Annotated in this window: 11 protein-coding genes; 6 read left to right on the top strand and 5 right to left on the bottom strand. The window is 72.3% G+C overall.

What is annotated here, in order from left to right; all coding sequences use genetic code 11:
• Positions 1–133: 133 nt before the first annotated feature.
• The 4 genes from IPJ59_RS32640 (at position 134) to IPJ59_RS32655 (ending at position 5,838) form a co-directional block, all read left to right on the top strand.
• Positions 134–2,413: a thiamine pyrophosphate-dependent enzyme gene (locus tag IPJ59_RS32640; protein WP_293262002.1), complete on the top strand. Its 2,280-nt coding sequence runs from the start codon at positions 134–136 to the stop codon at positions 2,411–2,413.
• Complete coding sequence (locus IPJ59_RS32645; RefSeq protein ID WP_293275125.1) at positions 2,413–3,255, top strand: MBL fold metallo-hydrolase; 843 nt, start codon at positions 2,413–2,415, stop codon at positions 3,253–3,255. Before IPJ59_RS32640 ends, IPJ59_RS32645 begins: the two co-directional genes overlap by 1 nt.
• Positions 3,252–4,439, top strand: coding sequence for an NAD(P)/FAD-dependent oxidoreductase (locus IPJ59_RS32650; protein ID WP_293275127.1), 1,188 nt, complete (start codon positions 3,252–3,254; stop codon positions 4,437–4,439). Before IPJ59_RS32645 ends, IPJ59_RS32650 begins: the two co-directional genes overlap by 4 nt.
• Positions 4,440–4,641: 202 nt before the next feature.
• On the top strand, positions 4,642–5,838 hold the full coding sequence (locus IPJ59_RS32655) for a poly(ethylene terephthalate) hydrolase family protein (RefSeq protein WP_293275129.1): 1,197 nt from the start codon (positions 4,642–4,644) through the stop codon (positions 5,836–5,838).
• Between the two features lie 64 nt (positions 5,839–5,902).
• On the opposite strand, the gene IPJ59_RS32660 is transcribed toward IPJ59_RS32655, so the two are convergent.
• Both IPJ59_RS32660 and IPJ59_RS32665 read right to left on the bottom strand, forming a co-directional pair.
• Positions 5,903–6,340, bottom strand: a complete 438-nt coding sequence (locus IPJ59_RS32660) for a DUF7682 family zinc-binding protein (RefSeq protein ID WP_293275131.1) — start codon at positions 6,338–6,340, stop codon at positions 5,903–5,905.
• Between the two features lie 27 nt (positions 6,341–6,367).
• The gene (locus IPJ59_RS32665; RefSeq protein ID WP_293262007.1) at positions 6,368–6,751 is read right to left on the bottom strand and encodes a hypothetical protein; all 384 of its coding nucleotides are present in this window, start codon (positions 6,749–6,751) and stop codon (positions 6,368–6,370) included.
• Between the two features lie 311 nt (positions 6,752–7,062).
• On the opposite strand from IPJ59_RS32665, the gene IPJ59_RS32670 reads away from it, so the two are divergent.
• Positions 7,063–8,103, top strand: a complete 1,041-nt coding sequence (locus IPJ59_RS32670; RefSeq protein WP_293275133.1) for a GAF domain-containing protein — start codon at positions 7,063–7,065, stop codon at positions 8,101–8,103.
• Positions 8,104–8,187: 84 nt separating this feature from the next.
• Here the strand turns inward: IPJ59_RS32670 and IPJ59_RS32675 are convergent, their stop codons facing one another.
• Entirely contained in the window at positions 8,188–9,144 is a 957-nt protein-coding gene (locus IPJ59_RS32675) for a serine/threonine-protein kinase (protein ID WP_293262009.1), read from the bottom strand.
• A 40-nt stretch (positions 9,145–9,184) separates the two neighbouring features.
• Here IPJ59_RS32675 and IPJ59_RS32680 point away from each other — a divergent pair, with 40 nt between their 5' ends.
• The gene (locus tag IPJ59_RS32680; RefSeq protein ID WP_293275135.1) at positions 9,185–10,540 is read left to right on the top strand and encodes a sigma 54-interacting transcriptional regulator; all 1,356 of its coding nucleotides are present in this window, start codon (positions 9,185–9,187) and stop codon (positions 10,538–10,540) included.
• Positions 10,541–10,993: 453 nt separating this feature from the next.
• Here IPJ59_RS32680 and IPJ59_RS32685 read toward each other — a convergent pair whose 3' ends face one another.
• Positions 10,994–12,292, bottom strand: a complete 1,299-nt coding sequence (locus IPJ59_RS32685) for an acetyl-CoA C-acyltransferase (RefSeq protein ID WP_293262013.1) — start codon at positions 12,290–12,292, stop codon at positions 10,994–10,996.
• On the bottom strand, positions 12,289–14,481 hold the full coding sequence (locus IPJ59_RS32690; protein WP_293275136.1) for a 3-hydroxyacyl-CoA dehydrogenase NAD-binding domain-containing protein: 2,193 nt from the start codon (positions 14,479–14,481) through the stop codon (positions 12,289–12,291). The genes IPJ59_RS32685 and IPJ59_RS32690 overlap by 4 nt, the downstream gene beginning before the upstream one ends.
• Positions 14,482–14,539 lie beyond the last annotated feature (58 nt).

A 14,539-nucleotide genomic window follows, 5' to 3' on the forward strand; every position in this document is an offset into this window, starting at 1 on the left:
CCAGGTCACGAGTCAACGCACGCTCCCAGCCCCGCGCCGAGCAGGTGAGAAGTTCCGCACGACTCGCGCCCCGCGTGCCGCGAGCGCCGGGTTTACCCCTGCGAGCGTCTCGCTTAGGCTTCTCGCCGCTGCCATGGACACCCCGACGCCGCCCTCCGCCCCCCGCTTCGATCTCAGCGCGCTCGACCTGTACCCGCAGCTGACGCCGGAACTGCTGCGCCTGGCCTACACGGAGATGCTGCTGGCCCGCTGCCACGTCGAGCGCGTGGTCCAGGAGTGCGCCAAGGGCACGATCAAGTTCGCTATCTGGGGCTCGGGCGAGGAGCTGCACGGCGCCGCCGAGGCGCTCGCCCTGCACGAGCTCGTCAACCCCGAGGCCTTCGGCATCATCGGCCACTACCGTTCCGCCGGCCTGCTGTCGATGTGGGCCCGCCTGCGCGGCTACCACGACTTCCACCTCGACCACATGCGCCAGCAGCTGTGCCGCACCACCGACCCGTGGACCGGCGGCCGCCTGATGACCGCCCACTTCAACGACATGCGCTACAACATGCTGCCCGTGCAGAGCGCGCTCGGCATGCAGCTCGGCAAGGCGGTCGGCTACGCCTTCGGCATGCGCCGCAAGGGCCACCAGGACGGCCTCGTCGTCGCCGTCATCGGCGACGGCACCTGCGCCGAGAGCGACCTCCACGAGGGCATGACCGGCGCCTCGATCCTCGAGCTGCCGGTGCTCATCTACGTCACCGACAACAACATCGCCATCAGCGTCACCCCCGAGGACGGCCGCGGCATCAAGGACTTCGAGGCCTACGCCCGCGCCTTCGGCTTCGCCTTCTTCGAGTGCGACGGCAACGACTTCCTGCAGTGCTACGACACCACCCGCAAGGCCGCCGGCTACTGCATCGGCCAGCAGAAGCCCGCGCTCGTGTGGGTCCGCAACCTGTCGCGCCTCAACAACCACTCGTCGGCCGCCGACTTCACCTTCGACTTCGACAGCTACGACCCGCTCATCGACTTCGGCCAGGCCCTGGTCGACCGCGGCGTCGCCAGCCCCGACGAGGTCCTGCGCCGCAACGCCGTGGTCGACGGCAAGGACTACTTCCGCCGCCACGACTTCGGCACCCTCGCCAGGGCCGCCGACGATCACATCGTCGGCACGATGAAGCAGTGCGAGACCGAACCGGAGCCGACCTACGCCTCGATCTTCGAGCACATCCGGGCCCCCTACCCCGCCGTCGCCGAACCGCCCGCAGAGGGCCGCCCGACCGCGATCTCGCTCAACGGGGCGATCCGCGCCGGCATGCAGGCGATCCTCCGCGACAACCCGATGACCTGGCTCTACGGCCAGGACGTCGCCAAGAAGGGCGGCGTCATGGTCGCCACCAAGGGCCTCTACGAGCGCTTCCCGGAGCAGGTCCGCGACGCGCCGATCAACGAGCCCCTCATCATCGGCTCCGCCTTCGGCTTCGCCCTCCACCCCGGCGCCACCGCGATCCCCGAGATCCAGTTCTCCGACTACAGCCTCAACTGCCTGCACTGGCTGGTGCTGCTCGGCAACCAGCTGTGGCAGTCGGCCGGCCACGTCAACGTCAACGTCATCCTCCGCCTCCCGGTCGAGCCCCTGCACGGCGGCTCGGTCTACCACTCGATGTGCATGGAGGGCTTCTACGGCGCCATCCCTGGCCTCACGATCATCGCCCCCACCACCTCGCGCGACGTCTACGGCATGCTCCGCTCCGCCGCCGACTACTCCGGCCCGGTCGTGATCTTCGAGTCGAAGGGCCTCTACCGCATGACCTTAGGCGACGCCTTCCCCGGCGAGCCCAGCGACCCCAAGGAGATCGCCGCCCTCAAGCGCGCGATCGGCTTCGGCGGCCACATCCCCGACCTCCCCGACGACTTCCGCATCCCGCTCGGCAAGGCCGCCCTGCGCCGCAGCGGCAAGGACCTCTCGATCATCACCTGGGGCCGCTGCACCCTGTTCTGCCAGGAGGCGATCGTGAAGCTCACCCAGGAGGGCGTCGACTGCGAGCTCATCGACCTGCGCACCATCGTCCCGCCCGACCTCGACGCCGTGCTCACCAGCGTGCGCAAGACCGGCCGCCTCCTGGTCGTCCACGAGGACCGCGTGTTCTCGTCGCTCGGCCGCGAGCTGCAGGGCGCCGTGCACGAGGCGATGCAGGGCGAGCACGTCGTCTCCCGCGTGCTCGGCCAGGACGCAGTGCCCGGCATCCCCTCGCCGGTCCAGGTCGAGGAGCAGATCGTCGTCAGCCCGGAGAAGGTCCACCGCGCCGCCCACGAGCTCATGGCCCAGCGCCGACCCAGCGAACAAGTCGCCCCCACCAGAGCTTCGGGCGGCGTCTACACCCGGCCGCAGATCCTCTGGACCCCGAGCCGCAACTTCGTCACCTGATGTCCGAAGTCGCCGCCCTCGACGAGCTCCGCGTCGGCGGTCTCACCCTCGCCGGCATCACCCGCGGCGGCGTCGAGACCTGCGTGATGGTCAAGGAGCTCGGGCTCATGTTCGACGTCGGCATGTGCCCGCCCGGCGCCCTCAAGTACCCCACGATCCTCGTCTCGCACGGCCACGCCGACCACCTCGGCGGCCTGCCCTACCTGGTCTCCCAGCACGGCCTCCTGAGCTCGCCGCCGCCGATCGTTCACATGCCGATCGAGGTGCTGGCGCCGATGCAGCAGATCCTCGCGTTATGGTCGCAGATCGAGGACTTTCCGCTGCGCGCCGAGCTCCACGGCCACGCCCCCGGCGCCTGCGTCCCGATCTCTCGCTCCCTGAACGCGCTGGCCCTGCGCACCAGCCACCGCGTGCCCTCGCTGGCCTGGGTGATCGAGCGCGAGAGCCAGCGACTGCGCCCCGAATTCGTCGGCCGTGACCCGCGCGAGCTCGCGAACCTGCGCGCCGCCGGCGAGGTCATCACCGACGCCCACAGCGAGCCGCTGCTGTGCGTCACCGGCGACACCCGCATCGAGTTCTTCGACCAGCACGAGCTGGCCCGCCGCTGCCGCGTGCTCGTCCACGAGGTCACCAGCTGGGACGATCGCCGCGACGTCGAGGTCACCCGCCGCTGGGGTCACACGCACCTCGACGAGGTCGTCGCGCGCGCCGAACAGTTCACCGGCGAGGCGCTCGTGCTAGTCCACCGCAGCATGCGACACTCCCGCGCCGACGTGGAGGCGCTGGTCCAGCGCCGCTTCCCCGCCGCCCTCCGCGACCGCATCCACGTGTTCGGCCGATGACCAGCGACCACTCCGACGTGCTGATCCTCGGGGCGAGCTTCGCCGGCATCGAGCTGTACCACCAGCTGCGCCGCAGCGCGGCCGGCCGCAAGCTCTCGATCACGATCGTCGATCGCCAGCCCGCGCACGGCTACATCCCGCTGTGCCAGGAGCGGCTGGTCCTGCGCCTGCCGCCCGCGCAGAGCCTGCTGCCGACCCAGCGCTGCGTGACCGCGCCAGGCACCCGCTACCTCGTCGACGAGGTCACCGGCCTCGACGCCGACCACCAGGTCCGCCTCGCCTCGGGCGCCCGCCTGTCCAGCCGCTTCCTCGTCATCGCCCTCGGCTCGGCCCTGGCACCCCCGCCGCAGCTCCCGGGCCACGAACACCTGCTCGGCTACAAGCTGGCCGACGAGTTCGCGGCGAGCCAGCCGCGCCTGCTCGCCGCGCTCGCACAACCAGCCCAGCTCGTCGTGATCGGCGGCGGCATCAGCGGGGTCGAGCTGGCCGGCGAGCTCGCCGGCCTCGCCCGCGTGCGCCCGCCCGGCACCCACGCGCCGGGCGTCACCCTCGTCGACGCCGGCGAGCGCCTGCTCGGCAACCTGACCGAAAGGGCAGGCCGTATGGCCGCCCGCCAGCTCGCCGCGCAAGGCGTCGCGCTGCGCCTGCAGACCCGCGTCCTCGCGGTCCATGAGCGCGGCCTCGAGCTGCAGACCCGCGGCGGCGCGCCCGAGACCCTCGCCCACGACCTGGCCTTTTGGGCAGGTGGCGTGCGCCCGGCGCCCGTGCTGGCCGAGCTCGGCCTGCCGCGCACCGCCAGCGGCTTCCTCGCAGTCGGCCCGACCCTGCAGTGCCACCCGGAGCGCGTCGACTCGCCGGTCTTCGCCTGCGGCGACGCGGTGCGGGTCATCGGCGGCGCCGGCGAGTGGCCGACGATGCAGCGCGCGATCGAGTGCCTGTGGCAGGCCAAGGTCGTCGCCCACAACCTCGTCGCCCTCGCCACCGCCCCGGCGAACCGCCGCCCCGCCCTGCGCCCGCACAGCCTCACCGCGGACTTCCCCCACGGCGTCAGCATCGGCGCCGCGTCGATGATCGTGTACGGGCGCCTCGCCGTCGAGCTCGGCCCGCTCGGCGTGTGGTTCCGCCGCTTCCTCATGCGCCAGTACTTCCGCCGCTACGGCGCGAGCATCTCACCGACGCAGTGATCCATCGGACCCTGCCGCGACGCTCACCCCCGCGACGCCACCGGACCCGCTGCTGCGAACGGTCCAACCCAAACCCCGCGCCTCGCTTCACACCGCGTCGCCGCAGGGGCCCGGTCTGCGTCGCTGACCTTCGCTACCCCGTGACAAATCGCGCGCGGCGCTGCGGATCGTCCGGACCAGAGTTTGGGCATGCTCGCGGCCCATGAAGCTCCGTACCCCGCTGTCCCTGCTGCTGCTGCTGTCCGCCTGCGGTGATTCCGGCGACCTGAGCACCTCCGGTGCCTCCTCGACCGGCAGCACCGCCAGCACCGCCGACGCGAGCACCAACCCGGGCGACACCAGCGCGACCAGCGACACGCCGACCACCGCCGCCCCGAGCACGAGCAACACCAGCGGCTCGGCCAGCGCCAGCGCCAGCGAGGCCAGCACCGGCGAGCTCCCGGGCACCAGCACCGGCGAGCTCCCAGGCACCAGCACCGGCGCCATCGACGAGACCACCGGCGGCGGCGACACCACCACCGGAGGCCCCGACGAGCTCTACGACCCCAACCTCGACGGCCCCTGGCAGATCAAGAACCTCAAGGGCAAGTACATGGTCGACGGCGTCAGCGTCGCTACCGACGCCTACTACCCGAGCGGCGGCCCCGAGCCCGGCCCCTACCCGGTCGTGCTGATCGCCCACGGCTTCCAGCTGCCGCCGACGCAGTACAGCAAGTACGCCCAGCGCCTCGCCACCCACGGCTACGTCGCGCTCACCGTCGACTTCCAGGCCGGCCTGTTCAACCCCAACCACGTCGCCTACGCCAAGCAGGTGGTCGGCGGCATCGACCACGTCACCGGCGACCCGACCCTCGGGCCGATCGCCGACACCAACAACGTCGGCCTCAGCGGCCACTCGCTCGGCGGCAAGCTCTCGATCTTCGGCGCCGTGATGGACAACCGCGTGCGCGCCAGCATCACCCTCGACCCGGTCGACAGCGCGACGATGTGCAACCCGCAGAACTGCCCCGACGTCAGCGACATGCTGCCGATCGACATCCCGCTCGGCTTCGTCGGCGAGACCCTCGACGGCGACGGCGGCTTCATGCCCTGCGCCCCCGCGGCCGACAACTTCCTCACCTACTACAAGAACGCCAGCAGCCCCGCCCTCGCGGTCACCGTGCTCGGCGCCAACCACATGAGCTTCGTCGACGACGTCGCCGGCTGCGGTGTCATCTGCGGCTTCTGCAAGATGCCGACGCTCACCAACAAGGTCGTCAACGACCTCGCGCGCGCCTACGTCGTCGCCTTCTACAGCCGCTGGCTCAAGGACATCCCCGGCTACGACACCTACCTCACCGGCGACGAGGCGAAGGTCCGCTACGTCGACACCAAGCTGGTCACGATCGCCAGCAAGTGAGGCCCGGCAGCGGTCGACCCGGCGCGGCCGCTCGCGCCGACGGCAGGCTGGTCACCCGTGAGGCTCACCCGAGCTTGCCGGGCCGCAGGCCGTTGTAGGCCTCGTGGGTCATGCACGCCAGCGGCCGCAGCCGGCCGCCCTCGTCGCGCAGGACCAGCCGGTGCCCGCGACCGACCGGCACGCTGATGATGTTGCGGTCGCTCTCCCAGCGCTTGCCCCCGAGGCTGGTGTACGGCTCGCCGTCGGCGAGGCGACGCAGCAGCTCGCGCGCCTTCTGCACGCGCTCGCGCGTCTGCAGGTCGCGCAGGTCGATCGGGTCGGCGGCGAAGCTGGCCTCCCAGGCCTGCCGCTCCCGCTGCCGCTGCGCCGCCTCGGCCTCGGCGCTGGCCTGCCGCGCCGCCGCGCCCGCCTGCCGCGCCGCCGCCTCCGCCGCCTCCTGGGCGCAGCGATGACAGTACTGGCCCTTCCCGCTGTGTCCGCACGAAAAGCTTCGCCTCGCCATCCCATCCCCCTTCCCCTTCTCCTCGTATCACCGCCCCGAGCGCCCGTCGCCAGCGTCGATCTCCGACCCCAGCAAACCCCCGAGCAGCGCGCCCCAGGGCCCGAGCACGAAGGCGCCGAGCAGCCCGCCGAGCAGCGTGTGGCGCAGGCCGCCGGTCCGCGCGGCAGGCGCGACAGCCACCGCGAGCGGCCGCGCCGCGAGCTGCAGACTGGCCTTTCGGACAGGTCCCATGAGACAGGCGCTGCACGCCGGCCGCATGGCGCTCGCGTCGATGTCCCAGGCGCCCCGCACGGCCGCCCGCGCGTAGCCGCCGAACGCCAGCTTGCGCCGACAGCCGTGGCAGTAGCCGCGGGTCGTGCCATAGATCTGCCGCAACACATCGAGCTCGCAGGTCGTCGACGGATCCTTCATACACGCGGGCGTAGCACGGCCGACGCGGCCCGCCTGATCTGCGCCAGACCACGCCGAAGATCCCGCGCTGTGGCCCCCAGGACCGCGAATTCCGGCGATCTGAAGCGCGCACCCCCGCGCCGTTCGCAGGTGGCCTTCGGGACAGGTCCGCGGCCAATTTCGTGGCCAATTTCGTGGCCAATTTCGCGGCCAATATCGCGGCCAAATTCGCCGCCCCTGAGGACGCCCGCGCGGCGACAATTGGCGAGCCCCCGCGGACCGTTGTTCTGACCCCTCGCTCGCGCGGACGCAGCGCGGTAGCTTCGTCGACGATGGACCTGCGTGAGCGAGCTGCGAGGATCGTGACGATCGTCCGGGGCGAGGGCCGCACCCGCGAGGCCGCGACCCAGGCGGTGCTCGTCGAGCTCGAGGCCGCCGAGCCACGCGAGGCCGAGCTCAGCTGGAAGCGCCAGCTCGGCGCCCTGCTCGAGCTGACCCGCGGCCAGGGCCTCGAGCAATGGAGCCTCGAGCAGACCCTGCGTCGCGTCACCGAGCTCGCGGTCGACACCCTCGGCGTCGCGCGCATGAGCGCGTGGTTCTTCAACGCCGACCAGTCGGTGCTCGCCGCCGCCGACGTGTTCGAGGCGGCCACCCGCCTGCACAGCGCCGGCGCCCGCCTCGACCGCAACGACTTCCCCCGCTACTTCGCCCTGCTCTCCGACGCCCGGGTGCTCGCGGTGCGCGACGCCTCCCACGACCCCCGCTCGGCCGAGTTCGCCGCGATCTACTTCGCCCAGGCCGGCGTCAGCTCGACCCTCGACGCGCCGGTGCGCTGGCAGGGCGTTCCCACCGGCGTGCTGTGCTGCGAACACTCCGGCCCGCTGCGGAGCTGGCGCGACGACGAGATCAGCTTCATCGCCTCGCTCGCCGACGCCGTCAGCCTCGCGCTCGAGGCCGACCACCGCCGCCGCACCGAGCAAGCCCTGGCCGAGAAGCTCGCCCTCATCGAGGCCCAGCAGGCGGCCCTGCACGGCCTGCGCTCGCCCGTGCTCGAGCTGTGGGACGGCGTGCTCGCGCTTCCGCTCGGCGGACCCCTCGACGCCAGCCGCGGCGCCGCGCTGCTCGCGTCGCTGACCGCCGCGCTCGCCGATCGCCGCCCGGCCTTCGTCCTGCTCGACCTCAGCGAGCTCGAGCGCATCGACGCCGACACCAGCGCGGCGCTGGCCGCGATGGTCCGCGCCGCCGCCGAGCACCACGCCCAGTGCGTCCTCGCCGGGGTCCACGGCGAGCTCGTGCCCGCCGAGCTGCGCGGCCTGGTGACCACGAGCAGCCTCAAGACCGGCCTGCAGCACTGCATCAAGCGCCCGCGCTGAGCTGCCCCGAGAGACATGTCGATAACATGTCCCTCGGGACATACTCGCACCCGCGAACAACCTGCCCCTCGGGGCAGGTACACGCTACGGCAAGTGTTCGGTCGCCGGCGCATCGGACGAGGCCGGCGCGTCCCCGACGAGCGCCGCCCGCACCCACGCCGCCAGCTCGAGCGGCCCCGCCGGCGGCAGCCCCCGCCGCAGCTCGGCCAGCCCGCGCGCCACCGCGGCGAGGTCCGGATGGCGGTCCTCGGGGCGCCGCGCCAGGCAGCGCCGCAGCAGCGCCGCCAGCTCGGGCGGCAGACCGACGAGATAACCCGCGGGCAGCTCGGCCCTGCGGATGTTGTCGAGGGTCGGCAGCGGCCCCTCGGCGGCCGCGTCGAAGGGCCGCGTCCCGACCAGCAGCTCGGCGAGCGTGACCCCGAGGCTGAATTGATCGCTGCGCGCGTCGACCGTGGCCCCGCTGGCCTGCTCCGGCGAGAGGTACGCGAAGGTGCCCTTGACCAGGCGGCCCCAGGTCACGTCGCCGAGCGCGGTCGCCTTGGCGATGCCGAAGTCGGCGAGCTTCACCTCGCCGGCGCGCGAGAGCAGGATGTTGCGCGGCCCGAGGTCGCGGTGGACCAGGCCCAGCGGGCCGCGCTCGTCGCCCAGCGTGTGCACGTGCGCCAGGGTCAGCGCGACCTGCTCGCCGATGTGCAGCGCGAGCACCCGCGGCAGCGGCCGCGCCCGCGTGAGGGCGGCGAGGTCGGCCCCGTCGACGTGATCCATGCACAGGAAGTAGATCCCGCCCTCGAGCCCGAGCTCGTGCACCTGCACGAGCCCCGCGTGGGCGAAGCGAGCCCCGAGCCGCGCCTCCGCGATCAGCAGGCGCTCGAGGTCGGCGCGGCCGCGGTGCTCGCGACGCAGCAGCTTGATCGCCACGATCTTCTCGAAACCACTGGCCCCGTAGCGGACCGCGAGGTGCACCTCGGCCATCCCGCCCTGGCCGATCCGCCGCAACAATCGGTACGGCCCGAGCGTCGCCGGCAGGTCCCCCTCGCGCATCAGTTGATATGCTACGCGCATTCACCCCGCGAGCTCCAGCGTGGCGACCATCGCCCTCGAGCACCCCGACCACCCGGGCCACCGCGGACGCGTCCGCTGCCAGCTCATCGTCGTCGACGGCCCCGACATGGGTCGCGCCGTCCCCCTCGGCCCCACTGCGGTCACCGTCGGCAGCGACCGCGCCTGCACCCTCCCGCTCGGCGACACCGGCGTCTCGCGCCAGCACCTGCGCGTGCGCGCCGAGCCCGACGGCCAGTTCCTCGTCGAGGACCTCGGCAGCACCAACGGCACGCTCTACGAGGGGGCGAAGCTGAGCGCGCTGCAGGTGCCCGCCGGGGCGACGCTGCGGATCGGTCGCAGCACCCTGCGGATCCAGCCCGAGCCGCACGAGCTGCAGATCGAGCCCAGTCGATCGCAGCGCTTCGGCGAGCTGTTCGGCGCCAGCCTGGTCATGCGCGAGGTCTTCGCCGTGCTCGAGCTGGCCGCCGCCTCCGAGGTCACCGTGCTGCTCGAGGGCGAGACCGGCACCGGCAAGGAGCTCGCCGCCCGGGCGATCCACGAGGCCAGCGCGAGGCGTCGCGGGCCCTTCGTCGCGGTCGACTGCGGCGCCCTCCCGGCCAACCTCGTGGAGAGCGAGCTGCTCGGCCACGTGCGCGGCGCCTTCACCGGCGCCCTCCAGGCCCGCCGCGGCGCCTTCGCCCGCGCCGACGGCGGCACCCTCTTCCTCGACGAGCTCGACGCCCTCCCGCTCGACCTCCAGCCCCGCCTCCTGCGCGCGCTCGAGATGCGGACGGTCAGGCCGGTCGGCGGCGACGCGGAGCAGCCGGTCGACGTGCGCGTGGTGGCGGCGGCCCAGCGCGACCTGGCCGCCGCGGTCGCCGGCGGGGCCCTGCGCCCCGACCTGTACTACCGCCTCAGCGTCGTCCGCGTCAGCCTGCCGCCGCTGCGAGCCCGCCGCGAGGACATCGCCCCGATCGTCCGCGCTCTGCTGCAGCTGCGCGGGCTCTCGCCGGAGCACATCGAGGGCCCGGCCCTGGCCCGCCTCGCCGCGCAGGCCTGGCCCGGCAACGTCCGCGAGCTGCGCAACGCGGTCGACCGCGCGATCGCCCTGTCCCCCGGCGCCCGCAGCTTCGCCGAGCTGCGCTGGCACATGCCTGTCCCCGGGGACAGATCCGAAACCAGCGAGCCGGAGCTCGCGCTCGATCAACCCTACGCCGCCGCCAAGCAGGCGCTGCTCCACAGCTTCGAGCGCCGCTACCTCCGGGCCCTGATGGACCGCGTCGACGGCAACATCTCCGCCGCCTCGCGTGCAGCCGAGCTCGACCGCAAGCACCTGCGCACCCTGCTGCGCAAGCACGGGCTCGTGCCTGGCGATGAAGACGACGGCTCCGCATAGCTATCTGGCGGGAGCGAAGAATCCGGGGCTCGGATATCTGAAATCCCCAACATATCGACATATCGACATATCGACATATCGACATATCGCGCATCGAGTCTCCACGTGATCTCTCGACCTCGCCACACCCACGTTCAGCCGGGCGACGTCACCCGAGCACCGACAAGCGGGGCACCGACGCTGTCCGCCCGGGGAGCAAGGGGCCGATGGCGAGGGCGCAGCGGGAGGACCCGGGGCTCGCGCGCAGACGCCCCTCGGCCCTCCACCGTCGATAACAAAGGGTCGGTGAAAGCACCCGAGAGATCACGACAGATGGGCGGCGAGCACGTGCCCCGGGAGGACCCGCGTCGCAGGGCCCCACAGCCGTCGGCCCCCGCTCCCCGGCCCAGATATCCAAGCCCCGCGCACCCAGGTATCCGGGTCCCGCGCCCTCCAATCACGAGAAAGCCAGAGCTACACCCGCTCGAACACCAGCGCCGACCCCATCCCGCCCGCCGCGCAGGCCGAGATGAGCCCGAACTGCGCCCCCTTGCGCGCCAGCTGATCGAGCAGCTGCAGCACGAGGCGCCCGCCCGTGGCCCCGAAGGGGTGGCCGAGGCTGATGCTGCCGCCCCACTGGTTGACGAACTCCGGGTCGACCTCGCCGACCGCGGAGCTGCGGCCGAGCTTGTCCTGGCAGTACTTCGCCGACGCGAGCCCGTGCAGGTTGCTGAGCACCTGGGCGGCGAAGGCCTCGTGCATCTCGATCACGCCCATGTCGCGCAGCCCGAGGCCAGTCTGGTCGAGCACCCCGGCGACCGCGCTGACCGGGCCCATGAGCAAGTGCTCGAAGGGGTCGATCGCGGTGTAGTGGTAGCCGCGCAGGACCCCGAGGATCGGCCAGCCCTCCGCGCGCGCGACCTCCTCGGCCGCCAGCAGCACCGCCGAGGCGCCGTCCGTCAGCGGCGAGGCGTTGCCCGCCGTCACCGTGCCGAAGTCGCGGTCGAACACCGGCTTCAACTTCGCCAGCTTCTCCTCCGTCGTGTCATCGCGCGGGTGGTCGTCCCGCTCGACCATCGCCAGCTCCCTGCCCTTCGGGACAGGTACCGGCACGACGCGCGCGGCGAACTCACCCGCCTGCCAGGCCGCGACGGCGCGGGCGTGGCTGTTGGCGGCGAAGCGGTCCTGGGCGTCGCGGCGGATGCCGAAGTCCTTGGCCATCTTCTCGGCGGACTGGCCCATCGTCTGTCCGGTCGAGGGCTCGGCGATCGCCGGGGCGACCGGCGCGAGGTCCTGCAGGCGCACGCTGCGGAACGCCCGCAGGCGGTCGCCGACGCTGCGCGCCTTGCTGGCGGTGAACAGCGCGTCGCGGAACTTGCGTCCGTAGAGGATCGGGACATCGCTGAGGGTCTCGGCCCCGCCAGCGAGGATCACGTCGGCCTTGCCGAGCGCGATCTGATCGGCCGCCGAGGTGATCGAGTGGTTCGAGGAGATGCAGGCCTGGCTCACCGTGTAGGCCGGCACGCCCATCGGGAAGGCCGCCTCAAGGCCGATCTCGCGGGCGATGTTCGGCGCGCCGACCGGGGCCGAGACGATGCCGAAGATGATCTGGTCGACGCGCTCCGGGCGGATACCGGCGCGCAGCATGGTCTCCCGCGCCGCGACGGCCCCGAGCTGGACCGCGGACCGGCGGATGAAGGCGCCGCCGGCCTTGCAGAAGGGCGTGCGGGCGCCGGCGATGACGGCGACATTGCGGATCGTTCGGGCGTTCATGCGTGGTCTCCCTGGCCGATATCGAAACTGGTGAAGTTCTTGCCCTCGCGGGCGAGGCGGACGAGCAGCTCCGGGGCGTTGTAGGTCGCGCCGTGCCGCTCGCGCAGGACGGCGAGGCGGGTCAGCACGGCGCCGGGGCCCATCGCGTCGAGGTGGCGGAAGGGACCGCCGCGCATCGGCGGGTAGCCGAAGCCGAACACCGCGCCGATGTCCCCGTCGCGCGAACTCTGCACGATGCCGGCCTCGAGGCAGCGCACCGCCTCGAGCGCGGCGATCAGGGTCAGCCGCTCGCCGAGCTCCTCCGGGTGGCTCTCCTCCGCGATCGCCTGGCGCCCGGCGAAGTAGCCGTAGACCGCAGGGTCGATGTGCTTGCGCTCGCGGCGGGCCAGCAGACCGCGCTGCTCGGGCGGATAGACGTAGAAGCCGCGGCCCGTCTTGCGACCGAAGCGCTTCTCGGCGAGGAACTGGTCGACGGTGTCGGGCACGTGGATGCGCTCCGGGAACGCGGCCGCGAGGGTCTTGCTGACCTTGGCGCCGACGTCGATGCCGACCTCGTCGAGCAGGGTGATCGGACCCACCGGCCAGCCGACCATGCGGGCGCCGCGGTCGACCGCCTCGATGCTGTGCCCGGCCTGGACCATCTCCAGCGCGGCCATGAGATAGAAGCCGAGCACGCGGGTGGTGTAGAAGCCCGGGCCGTCGTTGACGACGATCGGGGTCTTGCCGATCTGGGCCGCGTAGCGCAGGCAGGTGGCCAGCGTCTGCGGCGAGGTGTGCGGGGTCTTGACGATCTCCAGCAGCGGCATCTTGGACACCGGCGAGAAGAAGTGCAGGCCGATCACGCGGTCCTTGTGGACCAGGCGCTCGGCGATGGCGCCGATCGGCAGGGCCGAGGTGTTGCTGGCGAGGATCGTGGTCCGCGGGACCATCGCCTCGAGCTGGGCGAACACGTCCTGCTTGAGGCCCAGCGCCTCGGGCACCGCCTCGATGATGAGGTCCATCGTGTTGAAACCCGTGAGGTCGAGGCCGCCGCTGACCCGGCTGCGCGCCTTGAACACGTGGCGCTCACCGACGCTGCGGGCCCGGCGGTCGAAGTGGGCCTTGCAGTGCGCCAGCGCCTTCGCCAGCGGGTCGGCCGCGATGTCGCGGATGCGCGTCTCGATGCCCTTCTCGGCCGAGACCACCGCGATGTCGGCGCCCATGAAGCCGCCACCGACCATGCCGAGACGACGGACCTCGGCGCCCTCAACCCGGGCCCCCGCGGCGTCCAGCACCGGCTGCTTCTTGAGCGCGTTGCTGCGGCGAAACAGCGACACCAGCGAGCGCGAGGTGTCACCGACCGCGAGCTCGGCGAAGGCCGGCGGCTCGAGCTTGAGCGCCTCCTCGAGCGGCAGGCCGAGGCCCTTCTCGATGATGTCGAGGGCGACCAGCGGCGCGGGGTAGAGGCCGAAGGTCTTGCGCTCGACCGTCTTGCGGGCCTGACGAAACACCAGCGAGCGACCGAGCGGGTTCTTCTCCAGCAAGGTGCGGACGACGTCGCCGCGCGGCTGCAGGTGCGGCTGCAGCTTGCCCGCCGCGAGCTTGCCCGCCGCGGCGCGGGCCGCCGGCAGCAGGGCCTCCTCGGCGACGACCTGATCGACCAGACCCATGCGCCTGGCGGCGCGAGGGCGGATGTTGCGACCGGTGAGGATCATGTCCAGGGCCTCGCGCAGGCCGACCAGGCGCGGCAGCCGAGTCACACCACCGCCGCCCGGGAACAGGCCGAGCATCACCTCGGGCAGGGCGAGCACGGTCTTCGGCGAGTCGCTGCACACGCGATACGTGCACGCGAGGGCGAGCTCGAGTCCGGCGCCGAGGCAAGCGCCGTGGATCGCCGCGACGATCGGCACGCGCGCGCCGGCGATGCGCGCGAGGACCTCGTGACCGCGGCGCCCGAAGCCCTCGATCTCGCGGCGATCCTTCGCGTGCGCGAAGACCTCGACATCGGCACCAGCGATGAAGTTGTCACGCTTGCCCGAGATCAGGATGATGCCGGCCAGCCCCGGCGTGGCCTCGATGCTGGCGAACTGCTGCTCGACCTCGGCGAGCGCCTCGGGGGTGATGGTGTTGACCTTCTCACCGGCGCGGTCGATCGTGATGACCGCCAGACGCGGCGAGACCTCCGGCGGGTCGAGCGTGAGCGTGAACATGGCGCCGCGGACATTGGCGCGAGCGTACCGCCCGCGCAAGCGGAAAGTGACGGGAGCA

This window comes from Nannocystis sp. (assembly GCF_016714285.1).
Classification (GTDB): Bacteria; Myxococcota_A; Polyangia; order Nannocystales; family Nannocystaceae; genus Nannocystis.

What these genes read in the sequence shown, in the direction of transcription:
- IPJ59_RS32640 (WP_293262002.1), top strand. Translation starts at nt 134, where the DNA reads ATGGACACCCCGACGCCGCCCTCCGCCCCCCGCTTCGATCTCAGCGCG.
- IPJ59_RS32645 (WP_293275125.1), top strand. Translation starts at nt 2,413, where the DNA reads ATGTCCGAAGTCGCCGCCCTCGACGAGCTCCGCGTCGGCGGTCTCACC.
- IPJ59_RS32650 (WP_293275127.1), top strand. Translation starts at nt 3,252, where the DNA reads ATGACCAGCGACCACTCCGACGTGCTGATCCTCGGGGCGAGCTTCGCC.
- IPJ59_RS32655 (WP_293275129.1), top strand. Translation starts at nt 4,642, where the DNA reads ATGAAGCTCCGTACCCCGCTGTCCCTGCTGCTGCTGCTGTCCGCCTGC.
- IPJ59_RS32660 (WP_293275131.1), bottom strand. Translation starts at nt 6,340, where the DNA reads ATGGCGAGGCGAAGCTTTTCGTGCGGACACAGCGGGAAGGGCCAGTAC.
- IPJ59_RS32665 (WP_293262007.1), bottom strand. Translation starts at nt 6,751, where the DNA reads ATGAAGGATCCGTCGACGACCTGCGAGCTCGATGTGTTGCGGCAGATC.
- IPJ59_RS32670 (WP_293275133.1), top strand. Translation starts at nt 7,063, where the DNA reads ATGGACCTGCGTGAGCGAGCTGCGAGGATCGTGACGATCGTCCGGGGC.
- IPJ59_RS32675 (WP_293262009.1), bottom strand. Translation starts at nt 9,144, where the DNA reads ATGCGCGAGGGGGACCTGCCGGCGACGCTCGGGCCGTACCGATTGTTG.
- IPJ59_RS32685 (WP_293262013.1), bottom strand. Translation starts at nt 12,292, where the DNA reads ATGAACGCCCGAACGATCCGCAATGTCGCCGTCATCGCCGGCGCCCGC.
- IPJ59_RS32690 (WP_293275136.1), bottom strand. Translation starts at nt 14,481, where the DNA reads ATGTTCACGCTCACGCTCGACCCGCCGGAGGTCTCGCCGCGTCTGGCG.